This is a genomic window from Crossiella sp. CA-258035 (genome assembly GCF_030064675.1).
Classification (GTDB): domain Bacteria; phylum Actinomycetota; class Actinomycetes; order Mycobacteriales; family Pseudonocardiaceae; genus Crossiella.
The window spans coordinates 4,636,734-4,662,777 of sequence record NZ_CP116413.1 but is presented as its reverse complement, the minus strand read 5'-3'; the positions used below and the strand labels follow the sequence as shown (position 1 = coordinate 4,662,777).

The 26,044-nt window shown below is 72.6% G+C and carries 29 protein-coding genes and 3 pseudogenes; 15 read left to right on the top strand and 17 right to left on the bottom strand.

Translation table 11 applies throughout. The features are described from left to right. Positions 1–7: 7 nt before the first annotated feature. Both N8J89_RS21210 and N8J89_RS21205 read right to left on the bottom strand, forming a co-directional pair. Positions 8–1,258, bottom strand: a complete 1,251-nt coding sequence (locus N8J89_RS21210; protein ID WP_283658730.1) for a phenylacetate--CoA ligase family protein — start codon at positions 1,256–1,258, stop codon at positions 8–10. 85 nt (positions 1,259–1,343) lie between these two features. After that, the gene (locus tag N8J89_RS21205) at positions 1,344–2,102 is read right to left on the bottom strand and encodes a class I SAM-dependent methyltransferase (RefSeq protein WP_283658729.1); all 759 of its coding nucleotides are present in this window, start codon (positions 2,100–2,102) and stop codon (positions 1,344–1,346) included. Between N8J89_RS21205 and N8J89_RS41755 the strand changes: the two are divergent. Continuing rightward, positions 2,004–2,369: pseudogene (locus N8J89_RS41755) on the top strand (winged helix-turn-helix transcriptional regulator); the annotation flags it as partial. The gene N8J89_RS21205 and the pseudogene N8J89_RS41755 sit on opposite strands and share 99 nt — an antisense overlap. 233 nt (positions 2,370–2,602) lie before the next feature. Beyond that, positions 2,603–3,295 (top strand): alpha/beta fold hydrolase, encoded by a 693-nt coding sequence (locus N8J89_RS21195; RefSeq protein WP_283658728.1) that lies wholly within the window; start codon positions 2,603–2,605, stop codon positions 3,293–3,295. Here the strand turns inward: N8J89_RS21195 and N8J89_RS21190 are convergent. Together N8J89_RS21190 and N8J89_RS21185 are read right to left on the bottom strand one after the other, a co-directional pair. Further along, entirely contained in the window at positions 3,292–4,158 is an 867-nt protein-coding gene (locus N8J89_RS21190; RefSeq protein WP_283658727.1) for an alpha/beta fold hydrolase, read from the bottom strand. The genes N8J89_RS21195 and N8J89_RS21190 overlap by 4 nt on opposite strands. A 53-nt stretch (positions 4,159–4,211) precedes the next feature. After that, positions 4,212–5,126, bottom strand: a complete 915-nt coding sequence (locus N8J89_RS21185; RefSeq protein WP_283658726.1) for an SDR family oxidoreductase — start codon at positions 5,124–5,126, stop codon at positions 4,212–4,214. A 93-nt stretch (positions 5,127–5,219) separates the two neighbouring features. On the opposite strand from N8J89_RS21185, the gene N8J89_RS21180 reads away from it, so the two are divergent. The 8 genes and pseudogenes from N8J89_RS21180 (at position 5,220) to N8J89_RS21150 (ending at position 12,496) form a co-directional block, all read left to right on the top strand. Then, complete coding sequence (locus tag N8J89_RS21180; protein ID WP_283658725.1) at positions 5,220–5,798, top strand: ArsR/SmtB family transcription factor; 579 nt, start codon at positions 5,220–5,222, stop codon at positions 5,796–5,798. Then, on the top strand, positions 5,795–7,012 hold the full coding sequence (locus N8J89_RS21175) for an MFS transporter (RefSeq protein WP_283658724.1): 1,218 nt from the start codon (positions 5,795–5,797) through the stop codon (positions 7,010–7,012). Before N8J89_RS21180 ends, N8J89_RS21175 begins: the two co-directional genes overlap by 4 nt. A 38-nt stretch (positions 7,013–7,050) precedes the next feature. Further along, the gene (locus tag N8J89_RS21170) at positions 7,051–7,683 is read left to right on the top strand and encodes a PadR family transcriptional regulator (protein WP_283658723.1); all 633 of its coding nucleotides are present in this window, start codon (positions 7,051–7,053) and stop codon (positions 7,681–7,683) included. A gap of 84 nt (positions 7,684–7,767) precedes the next feature. Further along, positions 7,768–8,724, top strand: coding sequence for an ATP-binding cassette domain-containing protein (locus N8J89_RS21165; RefSeq protein WP_283658722.1), 957 nt, complete (start codon positions 7,768–7,770; stop codon positions 8,722–8,724). Next, positions 8,721–9,485: an ABC transporter permease gene (locus tag N8J89_RS21160; protein WP_283658721.1), complete on the top strand. Its 765-nt coding sequence runs from the start codon at positions 8,721–8,723 to the stop codon at positions 9,483–9,485. The genes N8J89_RS21165 and N8J89_RS21160 overlap by 4 nt, the downstream gene beginning before the upstream one ends. A gap of 30 nt (positions 9,486–9,515) precedes the next feature. Continuing rightward, positions 9,516–9,944: pseudogene (locus N8J89_RS41970) on the top strand (hypothetical protein); the annotation flags it as partial. 57 nt (positions 9,945–10,001) lie between these two features. Then, on the top strand, positions 10,002–11,702 hold the full coding sequence (gene uvrA / locus N8J89_RS21155; protein WP_502868493.1) for an excinuclease ABC subunit UvrA: 1,701 nt from the start codon (positions 10,002–10,004) through the stop codon (positions 11,700–11,702). A gap of 59 nt (positions 11,703–11,761) precedes the next feature. After that, positions 11,762–12,496: a DUF554 domain-containing protein gene (locus N8J89_RS21150; protein ID WP_283658718.1), complete on the top strand. Its 735-nt coding sequence runs from the start codon at positions 11,762–11,764 to the stop codon at positions 12,494–12,496. 24 nt (positions 12,497–12,520) lie between these two features. Here N8J89_RS21150 and N8J89_RS21145 read toward each other — a convergent pair whose 3' ends face one another. After that, entirely contained in the window at positions 12,521–13,447 is a 927-nt protein-coding gene (locus N8J89_RS21145) for an NmrA family NAD(P)-binding protein (protein WP_283658717.1), read from the bottom strand. A gap of 94 nt (positions 13,448–13,541) precedes the next feature. Between N8J89_RS21145 and N8J89_RS21140 the strand changes: the two genes are divergently transcribed. Beyond that, complete coding sequence (locus tag N8J89_RS21140; protein WP_283658716.1) at positions 13,542–14,102, top strand: TetR/AcrR family transcriptional regulator; 561 nt, start codon at positions 13,542–13,544, stop codon at positions 14,100–14,102. Between the two features lie 7 nt (positions 14,103–14,109). Here N8J89_RS21140 and N8J89_RS21135 read toward each other — a convergent pair whose 3' ends face one another. Beyond that, on the bottom strand, positions 14,110–15,003 hold the full coding sequence (locus N8J89_RS21135) for an NADP-dependent oxidoreductase (RefSeq protein ID WP_283658715.1): 894 nt from the start codon (positions 15,001–15,003) through the stop codon (positions 14,110–14,112). Positions 15,004–15,022: 19 nt separating this feature from the next. Next, positions 15,023–16,000 carry an FAD-dependent oxidoreductase gene (locus N8J89_RS41750; protein WP_349497398.1) on the bottom strand — a complete coding sequence of 326 codons (978 nt, stop codon included), beginning with the start codon at positions 15,998–16,000 and terminating at the stop codon, positions 15,023–15,025. 90 nt (positions 16,001–16,090) lie between these two features. Here N8J89_RS41750 and N8J89_RS21120 point away from each other — a divergent pair, with 90 nt between their 5' ends. Further along, positions 16,091–16,672 (top strand): TetR/AcrR family transcriptional regulator, encoded by a 582-nt coding sequence (locus N8J89_RS21120; RefSeq protein WP_283658714.1) that lies wholly within the window; start codon positions 16,091–16,093, stop codon positions 16,670–16,672. On the opposite strand, the gene N8J89_RS21115 is transcribed toward N8J89_RS21120, so the two are convergent. Next, the gene (locus N8J89_RS21115; protein ID WP_283658713.1) at positions 16,560–16,880 is read right to left on the bottom strand and encodes an alpha/beta hydrolase; all 321 of its coding nucleotides are present in this window, start codon (positions 16,878–16,880) and stop codon (positions 16,560–16,562) included. The two genes, N8J89_RS21120 and N8J89_RS21115, sit on opposite strands and share 113 nt — an antisense overlap. Before the next feature lie 6 nt (positions 16,881–16,886). Next, a complete protein-coding gene (locus N8J89_RS21110) occupies positions 16,887–17,483 on the bottom strand; it encodes a hypothetical protein (RefSeq protein ID WP_283658712.1) in 597 nt (198 codons plus the stop codon). A 47-nt stretch (positions 17,484–17,530) separates the two neighbouring features. On the opposite strand from N8J89_RS21110, the gene N8J89_RS21105 reads away from it, so the two are divergent. Then, positions 17,531–18,730, top strand: a complete 1,200-nt coding sequence (locus N8J89_RS21105) for a site-specific integrase (protein ID WP_283658711.1) — start codon at positions 17,531–17,533, stop codon at positions 18,728–18,730. 3 nt (positions 18,731–18,733) lie between these two features. On the opposite strand, the gene N8J89_RS21100 is transcribed toward N8J89_RS21105, so the two are convergent. From N8J89_RS21100 to N8J89_RS21090, 3 genes are read right to left on the bottom strand one after another with little or no spacing between them, the layout of a single operon-like run. Then, complete coding sequence (locus tag N8J89_RS21100; RefSeq protein WP_283658710.1) at positions 18,734–19,555, bottom strand: alpha/beta fold hydrolase; 822 nt, start codon at positions 19,553–19,555, stop codon at positions 18,734–18,736. Beyond that, positions 19,552–19,992: a MarR family winged helix-turn-helix transcriptional regulator gene (locus tag N8J89_RS21095; protein WP_283658709.1), complete on the bottom strand. Its 441-nt coding sequence runs from the start codon at positions 19,990–19,992 to the stop codon at positions 19,552–19,554. Before N8J89_RS21095 ends, N8J89_RS21100 begins: the two co-directional genes overlap by 4 nt. A gap of 35 nt (positions 19,993–20,027) precedes the next feature. After that, entirely contained in the window at positions 20,028–20,993 is a 966-nt protein-coding gene (locus N8J89_RS21090; protein ID WP_283658708.1) for a helix-turn-helix transcriptional regulator, read from the bottom strand. Between the two features lie 62 nt (positions 20,994–21,055). Between N8J89_RS21090 and N8J89_RS21085 the strand changes: the two genes are divergently transcribed. After that, positions 21,056–22,195: a winged helix DNA-binding domain-containing protein gene (locus N8J89_RS21085; protein WP_283658707.1), complete on the top strand. Its 1,140-nt coding sequence runs from the start codon at positions 21,056–21,058 to the stop codon at positions 22,193–22,195. A 72-nt stretch (positions 22,196–22,267) separates the two neighbouring features. On the opposite strand, the pseudogene N8J89_RS41965 reads toward N8J89_RS21085, so the two are convergent. Next, a pseudogene (locus N8J89_RS41965) lies at positions 22,268–22,543 on the bottom strand (RICIN domain-containing protein); the annotation flags it as partial. A gap of 167 nt (positions 22,544–22,710) precedes the next feature. Between N8J89_RS41965 and N8J89_RS21080 the strand changes: the two are divergent. Further along, complete coding sequence (locus N8J89_RS21080; RefSeq protein WP_502868313.1) at positions 22,711–23,322, top strand: LysR family substrate-binding domain-containing protein; 612 nt, start codon at positions 22,711–22,713, stop codon at positions 23,320–23,322. A gap of 1 nt (position 23,323) precedes the next feature. On the opposite strand, the gene N8J89_RS21075 is transcribed toward N8J89_RS21080, so the two are convergent. The 4 genes from N8J89_RS21075 to N8J89_RS21060 form a co-directional block, all read right to left on the bottom strand. Then, entirely contained in the window at positions 23,324–23,776 is a 453-nt protein-coding gene (locus N8J89_RS21075) for an SRPBCC family protein (protein ID WP_283658706.1), read from the bottom strand. After that, positions 23,769–24,149 carry an ArsR/SmtB family transcription factor gene (locus N8J89_RS21070; RefSeq protein WP_283658705.1) on the bottom strand — a complete coding sequence of 127 codons (381 nt, stop codon included), beginning with the start codon at positions 24,147–24,149 and terminating at the stop codon, positions 23,769–23,771. The genes N8J89_RS21075 and N8J89_RS21070 overlap by 8 nt, the downstream gene beginning before the upstream one ends. A 75-nt stretch (positions 24,150–24,224) precedes the next feature. Beyond that, on the bottom strand, positions 24,225–24,857 hold the full coding sequence (locus N8J89_RS21065) for a GNAT family N-acetyltransferase (RefSeq protein WP_283658704.1): 633 nt from the start codon (positions 24,855–24,857) through the stop codon (positions 24,225–24,227). After that, positions 24,854–26,044, bottom strand: a complete 1,191-nt coding sequence (locus N8J89_RS21060; protein ID WP_283658703.1) for a macrolide family glycosyltransferase — start codon at positions 26,042–26,044, stop codon at positions 24,854–24,856. Before N8J89_RS21060 ends, N8J89_RS21065 begins: the two co-directional genes overlap by 4 nt.

Genomic DNA, 26,044 nt, shown 5'->3' with positions numbered 1-26,044 from the left:
ACACGACTCAGGCACCGCGCTCGTCGAGCAGCCGGACCAGCTTGCCGGTGCGCGGGTTGACCGTGAGCCCGTTCGTCCCGGCCCACTCCACCGCCAGCGGCTGGATCAGGCCGCGCCGGACGTGGTCGGCGAACATCGGCCGCACCTCGTCCAGCCGGGCCGCGATCGCCTCGGCCAGCTCCCGCTCCCCGGTGACCGCGCCGCCCAGGCGCAGCACCAGCTGGTCCTTGGCCTCCTTGCGCCGCAACACCACCTGGATGCCGGTGATGGACTGCCCGGCCGCCGCACCCTCCACAATGGACCGCAGATCGTCCAGGTAGACGGTCACCGGGCCGACCCTGGCGCCCTCGTCGGAACGGCCCAGCAGCCGGAAAGTTCCCGACTCGACCTCGGTCCACTCGGCCAGGTCACCCACCGGGTAGCGCAGCACCGGCTGCAGGGTGCGCACCAGGTCGGTCACCACCACCCGGCCGGGGCGGCCCGCTTCGGTGATCGGCTCGCCGGAGTCGATGTCCAGGATCTCCATGATCCGCCCGGGGAAGACCCGGTGGATGCGGGCGTCCTGCTCACCGGCGACCGGGCCGCCGAGGATGCCGCCGTCCACGCTGGCGTAGCCGATGGAGCGGACCTCGGCATTCGGGAAGGCCGCGCCGATGAGCGCGCGCTGGTCGCCGTAGAAGGCCTCGCCGCTGAAGAGCAGGATCCGCACCAGCGGCAGCGCGCCGACGGTGTCTGCCACGTGCTGGGCCAGCTGGCACAGCGAGGTGGGCGGCGCGGCCAGCACCGTCGCCCCGAACTCCGCCAGGGTGTTCGCGACGAAGTCCAGGGGCGCGGAACCGGCGATGGGCAGCTGCACGGTGTCCACCGGCGCGTCCTGCAGGGTGTTGAGGGTGAAGATGAAGCTGGAGTACAGCTCCCCGGCGTAGAACAGGTTCGCCACCCGGTCCCCGTCGACCAGGCCCGCGCCGGTCAGGCCGGTGGAGAAGGTCTCGCTCATCTCCCGCCACTCCGCGCGGGTGTAGACCGAGACCCGCGGCGCGCTGGTGGTGCCGCCGGTCTTGAACACCAGCCCGCCGCGGTGCTCACCGGTGTGCAACCTGTTGTCCCGCAACGTGTTCGCCGCCCAGTAGCTGGCGTGGTCCACAATGGGCAGCTCGGCCAGCTCCGGGTTCTCCGGCAGGTGCGCGTAGAGGTCCCGGTAGTACGGGGAGTTCTCGCGGACGAACCGGATCAGCGCGGGGAGGGTCGAGGCAGCCACCCGTCGAGGCTAGCTTCACCCGTTCGGACTTTTCCCAGTTCGGGCGGGGGCTGTGCGCCGGGCCACCCGGTGAGTTCGATCTCCCCTAACCGGCGACCAGCAGCCGCAGCGCGGAGTCGTACTCCGGCTGGGTGCGCAGGTGCCCGAAGCGCCGGTCCCACTCCCCCGACTCCAGGTCGGCGGTCAGCTTGGCCACGAACCGCGCCTCGGCCTCGGCTCCGACGAAGCCCCAGCCGGACTGGGCGCGCCGCACCGCGGGTTCCAGGAAGCGTTCCGGGCGGCCGTAGAAGGCGTCGGTGAACCCGTCCGCGCAGTCCAGCGGGACCGGCACCGGGGTGACCGTGGCCCCGCCGAGCACCTCGGCGATGTGCTGGATGGGTTGGTAGCGCTTGGCTTCGACCGCGACCACCTCCGGCGCGTACTCGGCGAACCAGCCCTCGGCGAGCGCCGCGCCGTCGATGCACAGCACGACCACCGGGCCCCGGCTGACCCGGCGCAGCTCGCGCAGGCCGCGGTCGGGCTCGGCCCACTGGTGCACGGTGATGGTGGCCATGGCCGCGTCCACGCTGTGGTCGTCCAGCGGCAGCTCCTCGGCGATGCCGTTGATCGCCGGGGCCAGGTGCGGCGGTCGCTGGGCGCGCATCGCGGCGGCGGGTTCGATCGCGATCACGTGCCGGTCCACCGGTTCGTAGGAGCCCGCGCCCGCGCCGACGTTGACCACGGTGCGGGCCTCGCCGAGGGCGGCGTGCACCAGCGCGGCGATGCGCGGGTCGGTGCGGCGGTGCTGGGCGTAGCCGGCGCCGTGGGTCTCGTAGTCGAAGTCGCCTGCCGGTCTCGTGCGCATGTCGCTCCCCAGGATCACGTGAGTTCCTTCAAGGAACGCACTGTGCTGGGCGCGCGATCCGGCGGTCAAGGAGGTGCGGAGTGCGCGATCGCCCAGGCCCTCGATGTGGCCAGGGGGGTGCACCGCTTCGACGCGTCGCGGGCCGAGCTGGGCAGGTCGCGCAAGGTGCTGCGCCGCGAGCGCTACCACGAGCACCCGCCGCGCCACGAGTACCGGCTCACCGACCGCGGCCGCGGCCTGCTGCCGGTGCTCATCACCCTGCAGGACTGGGGCTCGACCCGGTTGCTGGGCGACGGCACCCTCTCGGCGACCAGCGAACCGGAGTCCGCGCAGGCCCGCCGGGTGCACGACCTGGTCGCTGCCGTTCCCGCTGCTCTCCGACGCCGAGCGGACCCTGGACCGGGACCGCGTGGTGCGCGCCGCGCTGCACCCGATCCCGGACCCCGCGGGTTCGGTGAACGAGGTGCTGGCCTTGCTGGACGTGTGGCACTCTGGCGCGGATGCCGCATTTCGAGAGCTATGACGGACTTCGGCTGTCCTACACCACCCTCGGCGAGGGCCCGGCGCTGGTCTGCCTCTCCGGTGGACCCGGCGCGGACGCCACCAGCCTCGGTGACCTCGGCGGGCTGGCCGGTCACCACACGCTGATCCGACTGGACGCCAGGGCCGGCGGTTACTCCGAGATCCCGGCCGACCAGGGCAGCTGCGCCTTCACCGAGCAGGTCAAGGACGTCGAGGCCCTGCGCGCCCACCTGGGCCTGCCCGCCATCGACCTGCTCGCGCACTCCGCGGGCACCCTCACCGCCCAGGCCTACGCCGCGGCCGAGCCGGACCGGGTCCGGCGGCTGGTGCTCGTCACCCCGGCCGGGCGCGGGTCGCGCGAGCCGGATGAGGACGAGGTGGCCCGGATCAGGGCCAGGGGCGTGCGCACCAGGGCACCGGCGGACAACGGGAATCCGCCGGGCTGGCTGCGCGCGGCCTTCTACGTCGAGCACAAGGCCACCGCGGTGCCGCACCCGGTGCTGGCGGTGGCCGGGGCCGAGGACGGCATCGCCGGCCTGACCCCGGCCAAGCTGGTCGCCGACCTGCACCCGGCCGGGGTGCTCGCGGTGCTCCCCGGCTGCGGGCACTGGCCGTGGCTGGACGCCCCCGACTCCTTCACCTCGGTGGTCACCGGCTTCCTGGCCGGTTAACCAGCCAGCACCTCGCGCAGCTTGACGGCGAAGGCCTCGGGCTGGCCGGGGTAGCCGTGCTCGCCGCCGGCGAAACCGCCGTGGTGGCTGGGGAAGACGGTGGCCTCCTGGCCGAGCAGCCCGGCCAGGGCCACCGCGGTGCGCCCGGTGAAGGTGTTCCCGGTCTCCTCGCCCACCGCGACCACCACCCGGGTCGGCGCGGCCTTCAGCGCGGCGATGTCGGGCCGGTAGCTGCTCACCGCCCAGGACCGGTCCGACAACAGCGGGTCGTCCCGGTTGCCGTCGTCCTCGGTCGGCAGGCCGAACTGGGCCGGGTCGGGCGCGGGCTGGGCGAAGAACTCCTCGGTGAGCTCGCCCTCCCAGGAGGTCATCGCGATGAAGGCGGCCATGCCCGCGCCCCAGCCCTTGGCCAGGTACACGTCGCGGAACCAGGCGCGGCCCCGGTCGGCGGCCTCGGCGTCGGGCAGCACGTTGTTCAGCGGCGGCTCGTGCGCCACCAGGGTCAGCACGTCCTGTGGGTAGGCGGTCACCAGGGCGAGCGCGGTCACCGCGCCGCCGCTGCTGGCGAACACCTCCACCGGCCCGGCGCCGAGGGCTTCGATGAAGGCGTGCAGGTCCCCGGCCTGGGTCTCCGGCGTGTGGTCGACCCGCCCGTCCTTGCGCTTGCTGCGGCCGAGGCCGCGCGGGTCGTAGGCGACCACGGTGCGCTCGGACATCAGCGGAGCCAGGGTGGCGAACCCGCTGGCGTCCATGGGCTGGCCGACCATCAGCAGCACCGGGCGGCCGTCGGCGGTGGGCAGCGGGCCGTACACGTCGTAAACGAGGTCGGCTTCGGGGAGGTTTAGGGTGTGCGTCTCGGTCATGCCAGTAGAGACTTCCACCGCCGCGAAAACTCATCGGCCGCCACACCGATTTCTCAGCGGTAGCCCGTGGTGTCCGCGGGCTTGCCCGGATCCTGCACCTCCACCAGGTACCGCCAGGCATCCGGCTGCGAGCCGTCCAGGTCGGTGAACCCGTACTCCTTGGCCAGGCTGCCCGCGTCCAGGGACTGCTGGTTGTACCGCGCCACCTGCGGATCCGCGGCCAGGGCGGCGACCGCGCGACCGGCGTAGCGGGTGGTCTCCGAGATCGCGAAGTGCGGGGTCTTGGCCAGGGCGTCCCGCCAGTTCTCCTCGGTGACCCCGTAGGCGTCCAGCATGATCTCCGAGCGCAGCCAGCCCGGGGTGAGCGCGAGCGCGGTGCCACCGTGCGGGCGCAGCTCGTGGCCCAGGGTGAAGGCCAGGCGGTTGCAGGCGGCCTTGGTCAGGTCGAAGTAGGTGTTCACCCGGTAGTTGTCCGCGTTGTAGGCGTTGGTGCCGTCGGTGATCTCGACGAGCAGGCCGCCGGGGTGCCGGGTGAGCAGGGGCAGCGCGTGGTGGGCGGTGACCAGGTGGGTGTCGATGGCCAGCCGCAGCATCTTCAGGCCGCCGTCGAGGTCGTGCTCCCAGACCGGCTTGTCCCACTCCAGCAGCGAGTTCCCGCCGAAGATCGCGTTGACCAGGACGTCCAGCCGCCCCTGCTCGGACTCAATGCGCTCGATCAGGGCGCGGACCTGCGCGGAGTCCAGGTGGTCGGTGGGCACCACCACCGCGGTGCCGCCCTCGGCCTCGACCATGGCGGCGGTCTGCTCCAGGGTTTCCGGGCGGTTCTCCGGGGAGGTGTGGCCGCCCCCGCTGCGGCCGGAGAGGTAGACGGTGGCACCGGCGGCGCCGAGCTCGATGGCGATGCCGCGACCTGCGTTGCGGGTGGCTCCGGTGACCAGGGCGATCTTGCCGTGCAGTGGCTTGCTCATGGCGTTCACCGTGCCAGCAGAGGCTGACATGTTCTGGCAGGTATCCGCACGGCTACTTGCGGAAGATTTCTTCTGGAAGATATCTTCCGAAACATGGGGAACCGTCGCATCACCGATCCCGAGGTGCTCAAGGGCCTGGCCCAGCCGCTGCGCCAGCGCCTCTACCACCTGCTCGCCCAGGCCGGCCCGGCCACGGTGAGCACGCTGGCCAAGCAGGTCGACACCGATCCGGGATTGGTCAGCTACCACCTGCGCGAGCTGGCCAAGGCCGGCTACATCGAGACCGCGCCCGAGCTGGCCAGGGACCGCCGCGAGCGCTGGTACCGGGCCGCCGAGGAGCACCAGTCCTGGGCCTGGACCGACTTCACCACCCCTGAGGCCAAGGCGGTGGCCAGCGCCGCGGTCGCCCAGATGGTGACCAACCAGTTCGAGCGGGTCCGGGACTTCCAGCAGAACCGCTCGGCCTGGGGCGGGCAGTGGAACACCTCGGCCTTCATCTCCAACAACTTCCTGCGCCTGACCGACACCGAGCTGCGCGAACTGGAGGACGAGCTGCACGAGGTGATCAACCGCTGGCGGGAGCCGCGCAAGGAGCTGCCTGCCGGACCGGGCGCCGAGGACGGCCGCGAGCACGTCTTCCTGTTCCTGCACGGCTTCCCGGAGCGCCCGTGAGCACCGCGACCGCGCTGCGCCCGGCCTACCGGGAGCCCGCCTACCTGCGCTACCTGGCCGGGCACGGCACCTCGTTGCTGGGCGACCAGGTCTGGCACATCGCGCTGTCCTGGTCGGCGGTGCAGCTGGCCTCCCCCGGGGTGGCCGGGCTGGTGATGACGGTGGCCGCGGTGCCGAGGCTGGCGCTGATGCTGCTCGGCGGCGCGCTGGCCGACCGCTTCGACGCGCGGCGGCTGATGATCGGCAGCGACCTGGCCCGCGCGCTGGTCATGCTGCTGGCGGCCACCCTCGCCTTCCTCTCCCCCAGCCTGCTCTGGCTGGTGCTGGTGGCGCTGGCCTTCGGCATCGCCGACGCGGTGTTCCTGCCCGCGGCCGGATCGCTGCAACCCCGGCTGCTGGAACCGGCGCAGCTGTCCTCCGGCGCGGCGCTGCACGAGGTGGTCGGCCGGGCGGCGCTGCTGCTGGGCGCACCGCTGGGCGGGCTGCTGGTCGCGGTGGGCGGGCTGCCGCTGGCCTGTGTGGTCAACGCGCTGACCTTCGGGGTGTCGATGGCCGCGGTGGCCTCGGCCAAGCCGCGCCGGGAGGTCGAGCCCAGCACCGAGCGCGTGCTGGCCTCGGTGCGCTCCGGGTTCGCCTTCCTGCGGCGGGAACGGGTGCTGCGCACGGTGATCCTGGCCGCGCTGGTGATCAACCTGGGCTTCGTCGGGCCGATGAACCTGGGCGTGGCGATCCTCTCCGAGCACCGCGGCTGGGGCTCGGTCGGGGTCGGGCTGCTGGTGGCCGGGTTCGGCGGCGGCGCGGCCCTGGGTGCGCTGGTGCTGCTGCGGGTGCCGCTGCGACGGCGGCTCGGCCTGGTGGTCGCGGTGGCCGCGCTGGCCGAGACCGCGGCCATGGTGGTGATGGCGCTGGCCCCGACGCTGCCGGTGGCCGTGGGCGCCGCGGTGCTGATCGGACTCGGCGGCGCGCCCTGCGGGGTCGGGGTGCGCACGCTGATCCAGGCCCGCACCCCCGATGCCTTCCGCGGCCGGGTGAGCAGCGTGCACACCCTGTGCAGCCTGGGCGTGGCGCCGCTGGCGACCGGACTGTTCGGGCTGGCCGTCGGCGCGTTCGGGGTCTCGGCGGCGTTCCTGTGCAGCGCCGGGCTGGAGCTGGTCGGGGCGGCGCTGTGCCTGCTGGTGGCGGACCTCCGCCGAGCTTCGATCGAGCAGGGATAACCTGGTCACCGGGGGTGGCACGGCGAAGTAGGGAGAGTATGTCGGCGACGAGGCTGCTGGTGCTGGGCGTGGTGCGCTGGTGCGGGTCCGCACACGGCTATCTGGTGCGCGCCGAGCTGGAGTCCTGGTGGGCGCACGAGTGGGCCAACATCAAGTGGGGCTCGATCTACCACGGTCTCAAGCAGCTGACCAAGGAGGGGCTGATGACCTCCTCCTCGCCGGTGGGCAACATCGGCCGGGTGGACTACGCGCTCACCCCGGCCGGTGAGGCGGAGTTCTTCCGGCTGCTGCGCGCCACCCTGCGCGAGCCGGAGGAGCACAAGCCCGACCTGCTGGCCGCCGCGCTGGTGCTGATGCCGACGCTGCCCCGCGACGAGGTGATCGCGCTGCTCAAGGAGCGGCTGGCCGCGCTGGAGGTCAACCGGGCGCAGGTGGCCGGGCGGGCCGGGGAGCTGACCGAGCCCGCGCACATGAGCGAGCTGTTCGGGGTCTGGCGCTCCTCCGCCGATGCCAGCGTGGCCTGGACCCAGGACCTGGTGGAACGGATCGAGGCGGGCGCGCACACCTTCGCCGGGGAGGCCCCGCACGTCTTCGGCCAGCCCGGTGGGGCCGGGTTCCACAGTGACGGCAGTCCGCGGCCGCGGCCGAAGCCCGACATCAGCTGCGGCTGAACTTTTTCGCCACTCAAACTTGTACGTTGGGTCCGATCTGCCCTACCCTCGCCCGGCGACTCAAGTTTGAGTAGGGAGCTGGGGATGATCCACACCAGGGATCTGGTCCGTCACTTCAAAGCAAAAGGGGAGGTGGTCAAGGCCGTCCAAGGCGTTGACCTGGATGTCCAAGAAGGCGAGATCGTCGCCTTCCTCGGCCCGAACGGGGCAGGCAAGAGCACCACACTGCGCATGCTGACCACGCTGCTGCCCGCCACCTCCGGCGAGGCGAAGGTGGCCGGGTTCGACGTGCGCGCCAACCCGGACGGGGTGCGCCGCCGGATCGGCTACATCGGGCAGAAGCACGGCGCCAGCGAGGGCCAGCAGGTCCGCGACGAGCTGGTCGCCCAAGGCCGGATCTACGGCCTCAACCGACACGAAGCCGGGGTGCGGGCCAACCAGCTGCTCGAGCAGCTGGAGCTCACCGAGCAGGCCAAGCGGTACGTGGCCACGCTCTCCGGCGGGCAGAAGCGCCGCCTGGACGTCGCCCTCGGGCTGATCCACCGGCCCGACCTGCTGTTCCTGGACGAACCCTCGACCGGTCTCGACCCGCACAGCCGGGCCAACCTGTGGAACCACATCACCGGGCTGCGCGAGCAGTACGGCACCACGATCTTCCTGACCACCCACTACCTGGACGAGGCCGACACCGCTGCCGAGCGGGTGATCGTCATCGACCACGGCCGGATCATCGCCGAGGGCACGCCGGACCAGCTCAAGGCCAAGGTCTCCGGCGACCTGGTCACCGTCGAGTTCGGCGAGCCGGACTCCGCCGCCCGCGCGGTGCCGGTGGGCGCGGCGCTGCCGGGGGCGCACGAGGTGGCCGCCGAGGGCAGCAGGCTGACCCTGCGGGTCGAGCAGGGCGACGAGGCCCTGGCGATCCTGGTCCGCGCGCTGGACGCCGCGGACATCCGGCTGCGCGGGCTGAGCGTGGCCCGGCCCAGCCTCGACGACGTCTTCCTGTCCCTGACCGGCCGCAGCCTGCGTGAGGAGTCGGCATGAACCTGATCACCGCGACCGGTGTGGTCTACGCCAGGGAGATGCGGCCGACGCTGCGCAACCCGATGGCGATCATCACCGGGCTCATCCAGCCACTGCTCTACGTGGCGCTGTTCGGCCCGCTGCTCTCGACCTTCGCGCTGCCGGGGGTCTCCAGCGGCGGGGGCACGCCGTGGACCTGGTTCATCCCGGGCATGCTGGTCTTCACCACGCTGTTCGGCACCGCCTTCGCCGGGGCGGACATCATGTACGAGCGGGACATGGGCTCGCTGGAACGGCTGCTGGCCTCCCCGCTGAACCGGGTGGCGCTGCTGGTCGGGCAGGTCGGCCGCCAGCTGACCACGCTGCTGCTGCAGGCGCTGGTGCTCATCGTGCTGGTGCTGCCCTTCGGCCTGGACGTCGACCCGCTGGGCACCGTCCTCGGCCTGGTCATGCTGCTGGTGCTGGCCGCCGGGGTCGGCGTGGGCTCGCTCGGACTCGGGCTGGTGCTCAAGCAGGCGTACCTGTTCTACACCGCGGTGCAGACCGCGATCCTGCCGCTGATGCTCACCGCGGGCATGCTGCTGCCGATGGACGCCGCCCCGGGCTGGCTGTTCTGGCTGTCCCGGATCAACCCGCTGACCCACGTGGTCAACGCCGAGCGCGCGCTCTTCGCCGGGAACTTCGGCCACCCGTCGATCCTGATCGCGCTGGCCATCACCGTGCTCGGCTGCGCGGGCGCGACCGCCTTCGCGCTGCGCGCCATCCGCAAGCTCTCCGCCTGAGCCCGCTTCCCGACCAGTCCAGAAAGGACGATGGTGACCTCAGTCGACGTCCTCGACTCGACCGACACCCAGCTCCCCGACCGGCTCATCGTGCGTGGCGCGCGCGTGCACAACCTGCGCGGCGTCGACCTCGACCTCCCGCACCGCAAGCTGATCGTCTTCACCGGGGTCTCCGGCTCCGGGAAGTCCTCACTGGCCTTCGACACCCTCTACGCCGAGGCGCAGCGGCGGCAGGTGCAGTCGCTGTCCACCTTCGCCCGCCAGTTCATGAACGAGATGGACAAGCCGGCGGTGGACCTGCTGTCCGGGCTGTGCTCGGCGGTGGCGGTGGACCAGCGCTCCTCGGCCACCCGCAGCCCGCGCTCCACGGTGGGCACGGTGACCGAGGTGTTCGACCTGATGCGCGTGGTGTGGGCCACCGCGGGCGTGCCGCACTGCACGGTGTGCGCCGAGGAACTGTTGCCCGACAACGGAACCCTGGTCTGCCTGGACGGGCATGACACCGAGGTGCCGGAGATGTACAACCGGTCCTTCTCCTTCAACCTGCCCTTCGGCCAGTGCCCGGACTGCCTCGGCCTGGGGGCCGCGGCCGATCCGGAGAGCACTGAGCAGCGGCTGTGCGCCGGTTGCGGCGGCGCGCGGCTGCGACCGGCCCAGCTGGGGGTGCGCCTGGACGGCCGCAGCATCGCCGAGGTCAACGCACTGCCGGTGACCGAATGCCTGCGGTTCTTCAGCACGCTGGAACTGCCGGAGCGGCAGCGGCGGGTGCTGGCCCAGGCGCTGGCCGAGATCACCGACCGGCTGCGCCACCTCACCGAGGTCGGCCTGGGCTACCTCAGCCTGGACCGCCCGGCGCGCACCCTCTCCGGCGGGGAGGCCCAGCGGATCCGGCTGGCCACCCAGCTCGGCACCCAGCTCTTCGGGCTGCTCTACGTGCTCGACGAGCCCACCGCCGGACTGCACCCGCAGGACGTGCACGAGCTGATCGGCACGCTGAAGTCGTTGCGGGACCGGGGAAACACGCTGATCGTGGTGGAGCACGACGAGCACCTGATCCGGGCCGCGGACTGGGTGGTCGAGCTCGGCCCGGCGGCCGGTGAGCACGGCGGTCAGCTGGTCTTCACCGGGACCGCATCCGAGCTGCTCGCCGATCCGGAGTCGCTGACCGGGGCCTACCTCAGCGGCCGCCGCACCGGGCACGTCCCGGCGCGGCGGCGCACCCCGGTGCCGGGGCGGGAGCTGGTGGTGCGGGGCGCGCGGGAGAACAACCTGGCCGGGATCGACGTCGCCTTCCCGCTGGGGTGTTTTGTGGTGGTCAGCGGGGTGTCCGGGGCGGGCAAGTCGACCCTGGTGGACACCATCCTGTACCGGGCGGTGGCCAGGGCGCTGGGCGCGGAAGCCCCACCGCCGGGCGCGCACGAACGCGTCGACGGGCTGGGCCGCCTGGACCGGGTGATCCGGGTGGACCAGGCCCCGATCGGCCGCTCCGGGCGCTCCACCCCGGCGACCTACACCGGGATCCTGGACGCCACCCGCAAACTGTTCGCCCAGACCCCCACGGCGAAGGAGCTCGGCTTCACACCGGGCCGGTTCTCCTTCAACTCCCCCGGCGGCCGCTGCGAGAGCTGCGCCGGGGACGGCACGGTGCGGGTGGAGATGTACTTCCTGCCCGATGTGTTCCTGGAGTGCGACACCTGCCACGGCACCCGCTACGACGCGGACACCCTCAAGGTGACCTACCGGGGCCGCACCATCGCCGAGGTGCTGGACCTGCCGATCGAGGCGGCCGCGGAGTTCTTCGCCGCGGCCCCGGTGATCGCGGGCCCGCTGCGCACCCTGTGCGAGGTGGGGCTGGGCTACCTGCGGCTGGGGCAGGCGGCCAACACCCTCTCCGGCGGGGAGGCCCAGCGGGTGAAGCTGGCCGCCGAGCTCCAGCGCAGGCCCGGCAAGCACACGCTGTACGTGCTGGATGAGCCGACCACCGGGCTGCACGCCAGCGACGTGGCCCGGCTGATGGGGGTGCTGCACCGGCTGGTGGCCAAGGGGCACACGGTGATCACGGTGTCGCACAACGCGGAGGTGGTGCGCGGCGCGGACTGGGTGATCGACCTGGGCCCGGCGGGCGGGGACGGCGGCGGCCGGGTGGTGGCCACCGGCACCCCGGAGCAGATCGCGGCCGACCCGGCCAGCCGCACCGGCCGCTACCTCGCGCGGTAGCCCCAGGTTGTGGGCAGGAGCACGCTTTCCGGCTGCTCCTGCCCACCTAGGCTGATCCGGTGACTGGTCTGGGCACGGGCATCAACGTGGTGGCGATCGTGGCGGGCACCGGGGTGGGCGCGGTGCTCGGCGACCGCCTGCCCAAGCGCTGGCGGGAGCTGATGGTCTCCTCGCTGGCGCTGTTCCTGCTGGCCCTCGGCGTGCACCAGGCGATGCAGACCTTCAGCGGCGAGTTCGCCACCGCGGCCGGCGGCGCGGCCACCATCCTCGTCCTGGCCGCACTGGTGCTCGGCGGCGGCCTCGGCTCGGCGATCGACATCGAGGCCCGGCTGGACCGCTTCGGCCTGTTCCTGCAACGCAGGTTCACCCGCGGCGAGGCCGGGGACCACCGCTTCGCCACCGGTTTTGTCACCGCCACCCTGCTGTTCTGCGTCGGCCCGATGGCGGTGCTGGGCGCCTTCGCCGACGGCGTGCAGGGCGACCCCGGCATCCTGTCGATCAAGGCGATCCTGGACGGGTTCATCGCGCTGGCCTTCGCCGCCAACCTGGGCTGGGGCGTTGGCCTGTCCGCGGCCGCGGTGCTGCTCTACCAGGGCGGTCTGACCGCGCTGGCCTCGGTGCTGAGCACGGTGATGGTGCCGGCGGTGATCGGCTCGCTGACCGCGGTGGGCGGGGTGCTGATCCTGGCGATCAGCCTGCGCATGCTGGAACTGCGCGAGATCGCGGTGGCCAACCTGCTGCCCGCGCTGCCGCTGGCCCCGATCGCCACCGCGGTCTACCTCGCGCTGGCCTGACCACGTCGTGCCGTCGGGGCACAGTCAAGCCCGGTCAGCCGCCAGGTGCTCCCGCGCCCACGCCTCGAAGCCGGTCAGCGGGATGCCGAGCGCCCTGGCGAACTCCGGCCGGGCGGGCTGCCCGGCCACGTTGACCCACTTGTGCGAGTGGCCCATCGCCGGCATGCCCGCCGCGACCGCCTCCGCCTCGGTCATGTCCGGAGTGGACAGTGGCAGGTTCAGGACCCGGGCGAGCACCTCGGTGACCTCGGTCATGGACAGGTAGTCGCCGGCCAGCTCCAGCTCGACCCGGTGGAACCGCCCCGGCTCGGCGATGGCGGCCGCGGCGGCCCGGCCGATGTCGGCCGCCGCGATCAGGGACAGCCGGGTTTCCGGGCGCAGCAGGGTGACCAGGCCGCCGTCGAGGCCGCGCGGGAACAGGTACCGCATGGAAGGCAGGAAGTTCTCCATGAAGAAGGCGGGTTTGAGCAGCGTCCAGTGCTCGAACCCGGCCGCGCGGACCCGGTCCTGCAGCTCGGTCTTCGCCTCGTAGTAGGGCGCCATCCAGTTCCACTCGCCTTCGGTCCAGCCCGGCACCTCGACGTGCCGGCCCGCACCGGAGACCGAGGTGTGCACGAACTGCGGCACCCCGGCGGCCTGCGCGGCCTCGATCAGGTTGACGCCCTGGGTCACCTCCCCGGCGAAGTCGACGCCGTCCGCGGTCGCGGCGGGCAGCTGCACGGAGAAGACCGCCCGAGCTCCCTTGGCCGCCCTGAGTACCGAGTCGCGGTCGTGCAGGTCACCGGTGACCAGCTCGACCCCTTGCGCGGCAACGGCTTTCGCCCGCTCGGTGGCCGGGTCGCGGACCAGCGCGCGGACCGGGACGCCCGCGGCGCGCAGAGCGCGGACGGTGGCGCCACCCTGCCTGCCGGTGGCACCGGTGACCAGGACGGGTGCGGATTCTGCGGACATGGCACTCCATTCAGTGAACTAAGCGGCGGGGTCCGCCACTTACCCTCGGGTACGATACGGCGGACCCCGCCACTTAGCAAACATCGAGGTGACCATGGCTCAGCACCAACGGGCCGACGCCCGGCGCAACTACGCGCACATCCTCGCGGTGGCCACCGCGGAGGTGGCCGCACACGGCGCGAACGCCTCCCTGGAACAGATCGCCCGCCTCGCCGGGGTCGGCTCGGCCACCGTGCGCAGGCACTTCCCGACCCGCCGCGCGCTGCTGGAGGCGGTGTCCCGGGAACGGATCGAGGCCCTGTGCCGGCGCGCGCGGGAACTGTCCGAACAGGACAGTCAGCACGCACTGGCAGACTGGCTGGGCGAGCTGGTCGGCTACTGCGTCTCCGCGCGGGGACTGGCGGCCGCGCTGGCCTACGACGCCGAGGCGGCCCGGGCGCACGAGAGCACCTGCTCGGCCACCGTGGCCGAGGCGGCGGAACCGTTGCTGCGCCGGGCGGTCCGGGAGAGGTGGGTGCCCGCGGGCCTCACCGTCGAGGACCTGATCACGCTGGCCGTGGGCATCGCGCTGGCCACCGAAGAGCACCCCGATCCCGCCGGGCAGGCTGACCGGTTGCTCCGGCTGGCCGTGACCGGACTGGGCCCGCCGCGCTGAACCCCTTTCACAGCACCAGTACGCGCCGCCCCCGGGTGTGCCCGGCCTGGCTGTCCAGGTGCGCGGCCGCGGCGTCGGCGAGCAGGTAGGACTTCGCCACCGGGATGCGCAGCCGGCCCCGCCGGATCAGATCGGCCGCCTCGGCCAGCGCCTCCGGGATGCTCCCGGCCACCCCGGAGAAGCGCACGCCGAATTCGGGTGCGCGGAGGTCGGCGATGGAGACCACCGTGGCCGGATCGCCGGTCAGCTCGACCAGTTCGCCGAGCACGCCCGAGCCCGCCACGTCCAGCGCCGCATCGACCGGGCCGAACCGCCGCACCCGCCGCACCCAGCCCTCGCCGTAGGTCACCGCGTGCGCGCCCAGGCCGCGCAGGTAGTCCTGGTTCGCCGCGCCCGCGGTGCCGATCACGGTGATGCCGCGCTCGCGGGCGATCTGCACCAGCGCCGAGCCCACGCCACCGGACGCGCCGCTGACCAGCAAGGTCTGCCCCGGCCGCACGCCCACCTCGCGCAGCAGGCGCAGCGCGGTCTCCACCACCGAGGGGTACCCGGCCGCCTCCTCGAAGCTCAGCCCCTCGGGCATCGGGGCCCAGGCGGAGAGCACCGCGAGTTCGGCGTAGGTGCTCGAGCCTGCCCCGAACACCCGCTCGCCGACCTCGACTCCGCGGACGCCCGCGCCCACCTCGTCCACCAGCCCGGCGGCGTCGATGCCCAGCCCGGCGGGCAGCTCGACCGGGTGCACGTGCTGGAGCTGCCCGGAGCGGATCCGCCAGTCCACCGGGTTCACCCCGGCCGCGCGCACCGCGATGCGCACCTGGCCGGGGCCGGCGTGCGGTTCCCCGGCGGATTCCAGGCGCAGCACGTCCGGACCGCCGAACTCGGCGAAGGTCACCTTCTGCATGTTCTCGTTCCTCAGTCCTCTAGTAGGTGCTGGGTGCGGTGCTGAGCATCCAGTGGCTGAAGGCGGCGTAGCGCCGCGCGGATTCGGCGGCCCCTTGGGCGTGTTCCACCGCGTCGGCGTGCGCGCGGACCTGCGCGAACCGGTCCCGGCGGGCCTTGCCGTAGCGGGCGAGCGCCGTGGCCGGATCGGATTCGCCGGTGAGTTCGGCGCGCAGCACCCCGGCGTCCTCGATGCCCAGGGTGCCGCCCGCCGCGATGTGCGGGGACAGGCCGTGCGCGGCGTCGCCGATGAGCGCGACCCGGCCGGTGGTCCAGCGCGGCAGCTCGGGCACACACACGACCTGGTTCTCCAGGATGGCCTCCTCCGGGGTGGCCGCGATCATCGCCAGCAGCTCGTCGTGCCAGCCGTCCTCGGCCACCTGCCGAGCCCGCAGCAGCGCCCGGTCCCGTTTGCCGCCCACGAGTTCGCCGGCCTCGAACTGGGCGATCCACCACATGGTCCGCCCCTCGGCGACCCGGGTGTAGCCGCCCCGGGTCCGCGCGCCGCCGAGGGTGACCATGGTGCCCTCCGGCCGCTCGGCACCGGCCGGGACGTCGGCCAGGTGCACCAGCACCTGCTCGTCCCGCTCGGTGAAGCCGGTGACGTGCGCGCCCAGGCGGATCCGGTTCCGGCCGGCGGTGCTGGCGAGCAGGTCGGTCAGCTCCGGCCGCGGCACCATCAGGAACCGGTAGGCCTCCGGGCCGTACTCCTCGGCGCGCTGCGGGTTCCCGGCGGCGTCGAAGAACCAGGCGTCCACCGGCTCGCCCATCCGCCGGACCCGCTCACCGATGCCCAGCAGGTCGAACTCCCGCAACGCGTTGGGCCACAGGCCGATCCCGGCTCCGTCCGCCCGCACTCGGGGCGCGTGCTCCAGCACGGTCACCTCGTGCCCGATCAGCCGCAGCGAGGCCGCGGTGGTCAGGCCGACCAGTCCCGCGCCCACGATCACCGTGCGCATCGATGGCTCCCCTCTCGACTGCCACCGAACGTAGCACTAACCGTTAGCTTTAAACAACGGTTCCACTTTCGGAGCTGATAGCATCAGCGCATGACCGCACCGCCCGGCCGCCGCGAGCGCAAGAAGGCCGCGACCCGCCAGAAGATCGCCGACACCGCGCTGGCGCTGTTCCTGGAGCGCGGGTACGAGGCGGTCGGCATCCGGGACGTGGCCGCCGCAGCCGATGTGGCCGTGACCACCGTCTTCTCCCACTTCGCCGGCAAAGAGGCGCTGGTGTTCGAGCAGGACCAGGAGTTCCAGCAGGCCCTCACCGAGGCGGTCACCGGCCGCGCCCGGCGGGAGCCGCTCATCCCGTTGCTGCGCGAGCAGGTGCGCGCCCTGGTGCGGCACTGCTCGGCCGAGGGTTCCGCCCCGACCTGGCGCCTGATCACCGAAACCCCCGCGCTGCGGCAGTACGAGGAGTCGATGCGGTTGCGGCACGCGGAATCGCTGGCCACGGCCCTGATCGAGGACCCGGGCCTGTCCGCGAGCGCGACCACCTGCCGCGCCCTGGCCCGCTTCACCGTCGAGGCATTCTCCCTGGCCCGCGGGGAAGCCGACCCGGACGCCGCGGTGGACGAGATCTTCCAGATGATCGAGGCGGCCTGGGCGGCGACCGGCGACCGGCACTGATCCTCGTCCGTCCACTGTGGACCCCAGGTGGCTGCTCTCCGGCATCCTCCGGCCGCGGCGCGCCCGCGCACAGCGACCACGGTCCGGGCAGCACCCCGTCGACCAGGTACTCGTCGACCTTGGCGGTGACGCAGGAGTTCTGGCCGTACAGCCCGTGGCTGCCGTCGTCGGGCACGGTGACCAGGTGGTGCCGGAGCCTGCCCGCCATGGCCGGTCAGCAGTTCGGGGACACCCTCTGAGCCGCGTCGAAGGTCATCAGCTCCTGCCGGTACACCGGCGCGAACGGTCCCGAGGTGGCCAGGTCGGAGACCAGTGGCGCGTCCCATTCCAGCAGCACCACGAAGTCCGGCAGCGCGTCGGCGGCGGGCTGTCCGTCGGCGTCGCGGCTGCCCGGTTCGGCCTCCCACTCGATGAGGTGCACCACCACCGAGTAGCGGCCCGGCCGCACCGGCAGGCCGGTGTCCTGGGGTTCGGCGCAGACCTCCTCGATGCCGCCGATGTGCGCGATCCCGTGGCACACCAGCAGATACGGTTCGGAGCTGAGCATCAGGTAGCGGTCCTCGCGCTCGGTCAGGCCGGTGCCGTCGGCGCGCAGCACCACCTGCCAGGCCCCGTCGCCACCGATGTTGACCGGCACCAGCCCGCCGGCGACTATCCGCTCGCGGATCTTCTCCGCGCTGCCCAGTTCGGCCGCCCAGCTCACCTGGTCGCGGACGCCGGCGAACTCCTCCGGCGCGAAGATCGCCAGCATTCCCGATTCGGTCGACGCCACCCTGGACAGCTCGGCCACCGCGTCTTCCTTCCGTGTCACCGGTCTGGAGAGTCGATCATGACATCTCGCTGTGGCAGGCTAACCCCGTGCCGGAGACCGCGGACCGACTGCCCCAGCTCGTGCGCGCCCGCCTGGAGCAGGGGCCGCGCAGCGTGCTGGTGGACACCCAGCAGCTGCTGGCGGTGCGGGCCAGGTTCGAGACCGAGCAGTCGGAGTCGCTGGCCCGCTACCTGGAGGCCAGCCAGTCCCCCAACACGCTGCGCGCCTACCGCTCGGACTGGCTGGCCTTCGCCGCCTGGTGCGCCGCCGAAGGCCGCCAGGCCTTGCCCGCCGACCCACTGGACCTCGCGGTCTACCTGGCCGCGGCCGCCGATGCCCGCAAACCGGACGGCCGCCCGGCGTTCAGCCCGGCCACCCTGGACCGCAAGTCCGCCGCGATCGCCGCGGTGCACGCCGCCAACGGCCTGCCCAGCCCGACCCGCACCGACGTGGTCCGGCTGACCCTGCGCGGTATCCGCCGCACCCGCCGCACCCAGCCCACCCGCAAACGCCCGGTCCTGCTGCACACGCTGGAAGAGCTGCTCACCGGCCTGCCCGAACCGGGCTGGCCCACCGAACCGGCCCGCCGCCGCGACCAGCTGCTGCTCCTGGTCGGCTTCGCCGGCGCCCTGCGCCGCAGCGAGCTGGCCGCGCTGACCCTGGACGACGTCACCGTGGACACCGACCTGTCCACCGGCGAACCCCTGCTGCTCATCCAGCTGGCCAGCACCAAGACCGACCCCACCGGCATCCACGAACAGCGCGTCGCCCTGCCCCGCGGCCAGCGCCCGCACACCTGCCCGGTGTGCGCCTTCGCCAACTGGGTCGCCCTGCTGGAAGTCAACGCCACCAACGGTTCCGCGGCTCTGCAACAGTGGCTGGCCACCCGGTCCGAGCCCGCCAGCATGCACACCTGCCACGGCTACCGGGGCACCCCGCTGGCCGACGGCACCGCCCGCCCGCTGTTCCCCTCGGTCAGCAAACACGGCCACCTGGGCGCCACCCCGGTCTCCGGCCGCGCGGTGGCCGAGCTGGTCAAGCGCTACGCCGCCCGCGCCGGCCTGGACCCGGCCCTGTTCTCCGGCCACTCCCTGCGCGCGGGCTTCGCCACCCAGGCCGCCCTGGGTGGCGCCAGCGACCGCGAGATCATGCGCCAGGGCCGCTGGTCCAACCCGCGCACCGTGCACCGCTACATCCGCACCGCGAACCCGTTGGAGGACAACGCGGTCACCAAGCTCGGCCTGTAGACCTCAGGAGAAGAACGCCAGCACCCGTTCAGCCACCACCGGGGCCGACCTGCCCTCCGGGCCGAAGTGGCTGAGCCGGGGCAAGGTCTCCAGCACCGCGTGCGGCAGCGTCTCCCGGAGGGTGTCGAACTCCGCCCTGGTCTCGCGGGGCGAGCGGCTGCCGCACAGCAGCAGCGCCTCAGCGGCGACGGCGGCGAACCCGGCGAGCTTGCCGTGCTGGGCGGCCACCTGCTCGTGCTCGGCGAGGTTGGCCGCCAGCAGCGGCCGCATCCGCTGCCAGCTCGCGCCCCGGAACCCCACGCGCAAGGCCAGCCGCAGGTACCAGTGCGGCAACTTGGCCACGAAGGGTGGCGCGCCGCCCGAGCCCCGGAGGAAGTGGACGAACGCGCCATGAGGATCGTCTGCCGCGAGCCGCTGCCGGTACGGGTCCATCCACTCGGTGGGCACCGCGGCCACCGGCACTCCCGGTTCATAGGTCGCCACGCAGTCGAAGACCTCGCTCGTGCGCGCGGTCTCCAGGACGACCAGTCCGCCGTAGCTGTGCCCGAAGGCCAGCCTCGCGCCGGTCGCCGCCTGGACCGCGCGCAGGTCCGCCACCTCCGCGGCCAGGCTGTAGTGAGGTCCCAGTGGGCCACTGGCACCGCGGCCGCGCCGTTCCACCAGGTGCACGGTGCAGGAGCGGGCCAGCGCGGAGGCCAGCGGCAGGTAGTCCACCGCGGTGCGCAGCGCGCCGCCGAGCACGATGAGGCCGGGGCCGGCTCCGGTGGTCTGGTAGCTGATCGTGGTGCCGTCCGCCGAGCTGACTGTGCTGGTCCGGGCCGTCATCGGGTCCCCTTCTCGGTCCACAGGTGATCCAGCGTGGCCAGCAACCGCTCGGTCTGCTCGGCGTACTCCCCGTACGGCACGCCGCTGTGGGCCACGAGTTTGGCGAACCGCTTCTCGAAGTCCCGTTGGACCGAGGTCACCAGCCGGTCGCCCTCCTCGGTGAGGCTCAGCAGCTTGCGCCGCCCGCCCGCCGGATCCGGCTGGACATCCAGGAGGCCGTCCTCGGCGAGCACGGCGGTCATCCGGCTCACCGACGGCTCGGTCACCCCGAGGGTGTCGGCGAGGGCGCGCTGGGTCGGCGTGCCGAGTTCCTTGACCAGGGTCAGGGCGAGGAACCGACGGTAGGAGACGTTGTGCTCGGCCCGCAGCAGCCGGTCGGCGGCCCGGTCCAGCCGGGCGGTGAGCACGTGCAAGGTGAAACTCAGGTTCTGCCGCACCCGGCTAACTTAGCATGCTAACTTAGCAAGGCAAGTTACTGCGGTGCGCCCGCCGCCCTGCTCACCCGCCCGGCCAGCTCCCGCAGGTACTCCGCCAGCTCCGGCGGCGAGTGCACCTCGAACTCACAGCCCAGCATCGCCAGCCGGAAGGCCAGCCAGTCCAGGGTGTCGGTGTGGCTGCGCAACCGGCAGGTGTGCTCGTCCACCGCCTCCACATCGGCGGGCCGGTCCCCCAGCACCCCCCGCACCCGGCCGGCCGGGGCGTGGATGGTGGCCACCGCCTGGTAGGTCGGCGCGGAGGAGTACAGCTTGCTGGTGACGAACTCGGCCGCGTCAGCCGCGGGCAGCGTGCGTTCCGCCGAGCGCACCCCGATGCCGCGGGGTTCCTCGATCCGGTCCACCCGGAAGATCCGCCAGTCGTCCCGGTCGAGGTCGAAGGCCACCAGGTACCACCGCCGCCCGGAGGAGACCAGCCGGTTCGGTTCGGCCAGCCGCCGGGTCCGGGCGCCGTCGAAGGCCTCGTAGCCGAAGCGCACCCGTTCCCGGTTGGCCACCGCGGCCGCCAGCACGGCGAGGTGCTCGGGGTTCACCCTGGCCGAGCCGGGGTCGAACATCGGCACCGTGGCACTGCCCAGCGCCGAGACCCGCCGCCGCAACCGCGAGGGCAGCACCTGCTCCAGCTTGGTCAGCGCCCGCACCGATGCCTCCTCGATGCCCTGCACCGCCAGCCCGGCGGCGTTGCGCAGCCCGACCGCGATCGCCACCGCCTCCTCGTCATCGAGCAGCAGCGGCGGCATCGCGGTCCCGGCCACCAGCCGGTACCCGCCCTCGGCGCCCATGCTGGCCTGCACCGGGTAGCCGAGCTCGCGGAGTCGTTCGATGTCGCGCCGGATGGTCCGGGTGGTGACCCCCAGCCGTTCGGCGAGCACCGTGCCGGACCACTCCCTCGGGGTCTGCAACAGCGAGAGCAGGGTGAGCAACCGGGCAGGCGTGTCGGTCATGACCGGATCTTCTCAGCCGAAGAGGACTCTCCCTGTCCTACTTGCTGCCTAGAGTTGCGCTCATGACGGAACTGGACTGGGCCACGGTGTGCGCGGTGCGGATGGAGCGGCACGCGCTGACCACCCCGACCCCCGGGATCGCCGGGGCGGCGCGGGCGATGTGCGGCGTGCACGCCCAGGTGATGTCCGCGGCCGAGCTCTCCCTCGGCCTGCGCACCGGCACGACCCGAACCCAGGTCCGCGAGGCGCTCTGGCAGCACGGTGAGCTGGTCAAGACCTTCGGCCTGCGCGGCACGGTCCACCTGCTGCCCGCCGCCGACCTGCCCCTGTGGACCGCGGCGCTGTCCGCGGTCCCCCTCACCGTCGGCTACGCCCCGTCCCTCCGGCTCACCCCCGAGCAGACCGACGCGGTGGTGGCCGCGCTGGACCGGGTGTGCCGCACGGGCGAGTTCACCATGGACGAGCTCACCCCAGCCGTGGTGGCCGAGACCGGTTCCTGGGCCGGCGACCTGGTCGTGCCCTCCTTCAGCGGCTTCTGGCCACGCTGGGCCACGGTCATCCACACTGCCGCCTTCCGCGGCGCGCTGTGCTTCGGCCCCGACCGCGACCGCAAGACCACCTACACCAGCCCGCACCGCCACCTGTCCGCCACGCCCCCGATGACCACCGAGCAGGCACTGGCCGAACTGCTGCGCCGCTACCTGTACTCCTACGGCCCGGCCACCCCCGCCCACTTCGCCCGCTGGCTGTCCGCGCCCCGCCCCTGGGCCGAGCGCCTGTTCGCCACCTGCCGCGACCGGCTCCGCCCGGTCCTCCTGGGCGAAACCGAGGCATGGCTGGCCGCCGATGACGACTTCGAGCCCACCCAGGACGCCCCCGCCCTGCGCCTGCTCCCCTACTTCGACGCCTACCAGGTGGGCTGCCACCCCCGGGAGTCCCTGTTCCCCGGCAAGACCTACCTCCGGGCCCTCAACCGGGGCCAGGCCGGGAACTACCCGGTGGTGCTCGTCGACGGCATCGTCGCCGGGGTGTGGCACCAGCGCCGCTCCGGCCGCCGGATCGCGGTCACCGTCGAGCCCTGCGGCCGGTGGCCAGCCGGTCGGCGGCGCATGCTGGCCGAGCAGGTGGACCGGATCGCGACGGTGCTGGAAGCCACCGCGGAACTGACGGTGGGGACCGTCACGGTCGGTCCCCACGCGTGAGTCAGCTGACCGCGCGGAAGACCCACTGCTGGTTCCGGGCGTTGGCCTGGCAGTCCCACTGGTGGATGCGGTTGCCAGTGTCCACCGCTGGCTCGGGTCCGCGGAAGTGCGGCAGGTGTACTGGGTCGCCGACATTCCGCGTTCGAGTGCACGGTCGTACACATCAAGGCACATGTCGCTGTTCTCATTCGTCAGCTTGTAGTCCCGCTCGCCCACGTTCTTCAGCTTCCACAACTGGTTGGGCGCGTTGACGGAGAAGCACCGCCACTGGTGCACCCGGGCACCGTCCGCAAGGGACTTCCGCTCGACGTCTGCGCACCCGTCGCCGAAACCATTGCGCAGCTGCATCGGCACACCCTCCGGCGGCGGCCCCGCCGGAGCCGCCTGCGCGACCGATGCCGCACTCATGACCGCTGCACCGCTCGGCCACCGGCGTCGAGCTCACCGCCGCGGGCACGGTCCTCTACGCCGACGCCACCGCCCTGCTGGCCCAGGCCGAGCAGACCCGCACCCGCGTGACAGCAGCTGCCGGGAGCGTCACCCTCACCGTCGGCACCCTCACCGACAGCGCGGGCGAGGTAGGCGCCCGGCTGGCCGCGACCTTCCGCCGCCACCACCCGGAGGTCTCGATCCGCTTCCGCGAGGCGGACTTCGCCGACCCCACCACCGGCCTGGCCGAGGTGGCACTCACCCGCTTTCCCTTCGACACCACCGGTATCAGCACCCGAGTGCTGCGCACCGACCAGGTCGGCGCGGTCCTGCGCGCGGACGACCCACTCGCCGCCCACGGCACCCTGCGCCTGGCTGACTTCGCCGACCGACCCTGGTTCCAACTGCCCGAGGGCACCGACCCGCTCTGGCGCGAGTACTGGAACGGCGCGCGGCCGGTGGGCGAACGCCCCGCGGGGCCGGTGGTGCGCACGGTGAACGAGTGCGTTCAGGCCGTCCTGTGGAACGGCACGGTCGGCATCGCACCCCTGACCCACGCCCTGCCGGAGGGACTGGTCCTGGTCCCCCTCACCGACATGCCCCCGAGCCCGCTCGTCGTCGCCTGGGCGAGCGCGCGGGAAAGCCCGTTGGTGCGCTCCTTCGTCCAGGTCGCCGTTGCGGCGTACCGGTTGAGGTAGCTCAGCGGGACAGGTGGGTCATGCTGCGGGCGATGCACTCGCTCCAGCCGTCCTCCATGTCCAGTAAGTCGCCCTCCGCCAGGTGCCCGACGAGGTGGAAGACCATCTGGGTCTGTTCGCCCTGGTCGGTGAGCTCGATGGTGACCACTGGCTTGTCCTCCTCGGGGTCGCCCTGCCGGCCCCAGGTGAACACGAGCCGTTCGCCGGGCACGACCTCGCGGTAGACGCCGCTACTGGGGAACTGCTCGCCGGTGGCGTCGTTCACCATGCAGGCCTGCCACTGGCCGCCGGGGCGCACGTCGAAGGACATGGTGTCCCTGGGGGTGGTGAAGTTCTTCGGGCCCCACCAGTGGGTGGCGTCGTCGGGGTCGGTCCAGGACCGGTACACCAGGTTGCGCGGGGCGTTGAAGACCCGGGTGAGGGTGAACTCCCTGGTGGCCACTGCCTCAGTCATCGTGCTGTCCTTCCTGTTGTCCGGGCGCCTGCCGCTGCTGGAGGCGGCGCAGGTGGTCGTCGAGGCGGTCGAAGCTGTCGGACCAGAACTTCCGGTACCGCTCCAGCCAGTCGGTGGCTCCTTCCAGCGGACGTGCGTCCAGCCGGCAGGGCCGCCACTGCGCCTCGCGTCCGCGGGTGATCAGCCCGGCGCGCTCCAGCACCTTGAGGTGTTTGGAGACCGCGGGCAGGCTCATCGCGAACGGTTCGGCGATCTGGTTGACCGTGGCCTCCCCCTCCGTGAGCCGGGCCAGGATGGCTCGGCGGGTGGGGTCGGCGAGCGCCGCGAACACCGCACTGAGCTGGTCCTCGGTATCAGGTCTCGCGTCGCTCATCTGTATTAAACCGCCTTGTTAATTAACCGGTGGGTTGAATGTAGCGCGGGTCATCGCCAAGGGCAAACGCGCTGGTCAGGAGGTTCGGTGGGCGGCGGTGACCGGGGAGTGGGTGGTCCAGCCGAGGGCGCGGTAGAGGCCCTGGCCGTCCGCGGTGGCCACCAGCACGGCCCGGCGCGCGCCCCGCTCCAGGGCCTGCGCGCCGAGCCGGTCCATCACGATCCGGCCGAGGCCGCGCCGCCGGTGCGCGGGCGCGGTCTCCACCTGGTCGATGACCGCGGCGGTCCCGGCCAGTCCGATCCGGCCGCTGGCCGCGACCTCGCCGCCGTCCGCGCACAGCCGCACGTCGACGACCTCCCCGTTCCCGGTCACCTCGACCGCATAAGAGGTAGGCAGCGGCGGCCGCGACTGGAGGGCGGTGCTCATCAGGAACTCCGGCGCGCCCACCGACCACCGCGGCGACAGGCAGGCGGCCACCTGTTCGGGCGGGCCGCACACCTTCAGCCAGTTGTCCACAGTGGACAGTCGATTAGCCAGTGCTCGCACGGTGTCCGGGTCGAACTCCGGCAGCACGTGGCGGGCCAGGTGACCGGGCCGGTCGACCTGGAGCCGGTAGCCCTCCGGCACCGCGACCGGCGGTGCCACCTCGCGGCAGCGCGCCCAGCCGTGCACCCAGTCCCGCACCAGCTCGCCGATCGTCTCGCTCACAACAGCTCCTCCACCACGTCCGCGGCCGCCATCGCGCCACCGGCGGCCTGCGAGCGCTTACGGTACGCGGCAACACGTTTGGCCATCGCGCCGTCGGCGACCACCGCCAGCGCGGCCTCGCGCAGGCTCGCCGGGGTCACCTCGGCCGGCGCGAGCTGACGACCGAGGCCGAGTGCCTCGATCCGGTCGGCATTGACCCGCTGTTCGGCCATCTGCGGCACCGCCAGCAACGGCACGCCCAGGTGCAGTCCCTCCATCGTGGAGCCCATGCCCGCGTGGGTGACGAACAGGTCGACCTGTTCCAGCACGGAGAGTTGCGGCACGAACTCGTGCACCTCCACGTTGGCGGGAACTTCGCCGAGGGCGGCGCGTTCGACCTGGTCGCCGATGGCCAGCACCACGTGGATGGGCAGTCCGGCGAAGGCGGCCAGGCAGGTGCGGAAGAACTCCGGCCGCCGGTTGTAGGCGGTGCCCAGTGAGATGAACACCCGTGGCCGCACCGAGTTCGGCGGTTCCCACTCCCCCTGGAAGGACCGCTCACCAAGGCAGGGCCCGACGAAGCGGTAGCGCGCGGCGAAGGTCTCCCCCGCAGGCTGGAACTCCCCTGGCACGAAGACCAGGTGCCGCGCGCTGAGCGAGTCGTCGAACAGCCCGCCGAAGTCGAAGCGCGCTTTCCGTTGCGCGGCAAGGGCACCGAGCCTGCCCAGCACCTCGGTGAAGCCGGGGTGGTTCGGGTCGAACTCCACGTGCTCGTCGGTCATCGACCAGTGCTCGTTGCTGACCAGCGACGGGCAGCTCTGCACCGTCGGCACGCCCCAGCGGTCGCCGAGGAACGGGCCGACCCAGCGCAGCAGCTGCATGCCGTCGTAGAGCACCAGGTCGGGCTCGTCACCGGCGAATGCCTGTTCCAGCACCGGCAGCTGGGTCTCGGTCTCGGTGACGCCCAGGCCCATCAGCCGGATGATCTCCTCACCGGTGAAGTCCGGCGGGTCCTCATCGCCCCAGGACTCCTCGATGACGGACTGGTAGACCACCGGTTCCGCGCCCGCCCCGGCGACCCTGGCCGCGTAGTCCTTGGTGGTGCCGAAGCTGATCCGGTGCCCGCGCGCGCTCAGTTCGCTGACCACGCCGAGCAGGGGGTTGACGTGTCCCGCCGCACCGGGGGCGAGACAGAGGATGTGCGCCAT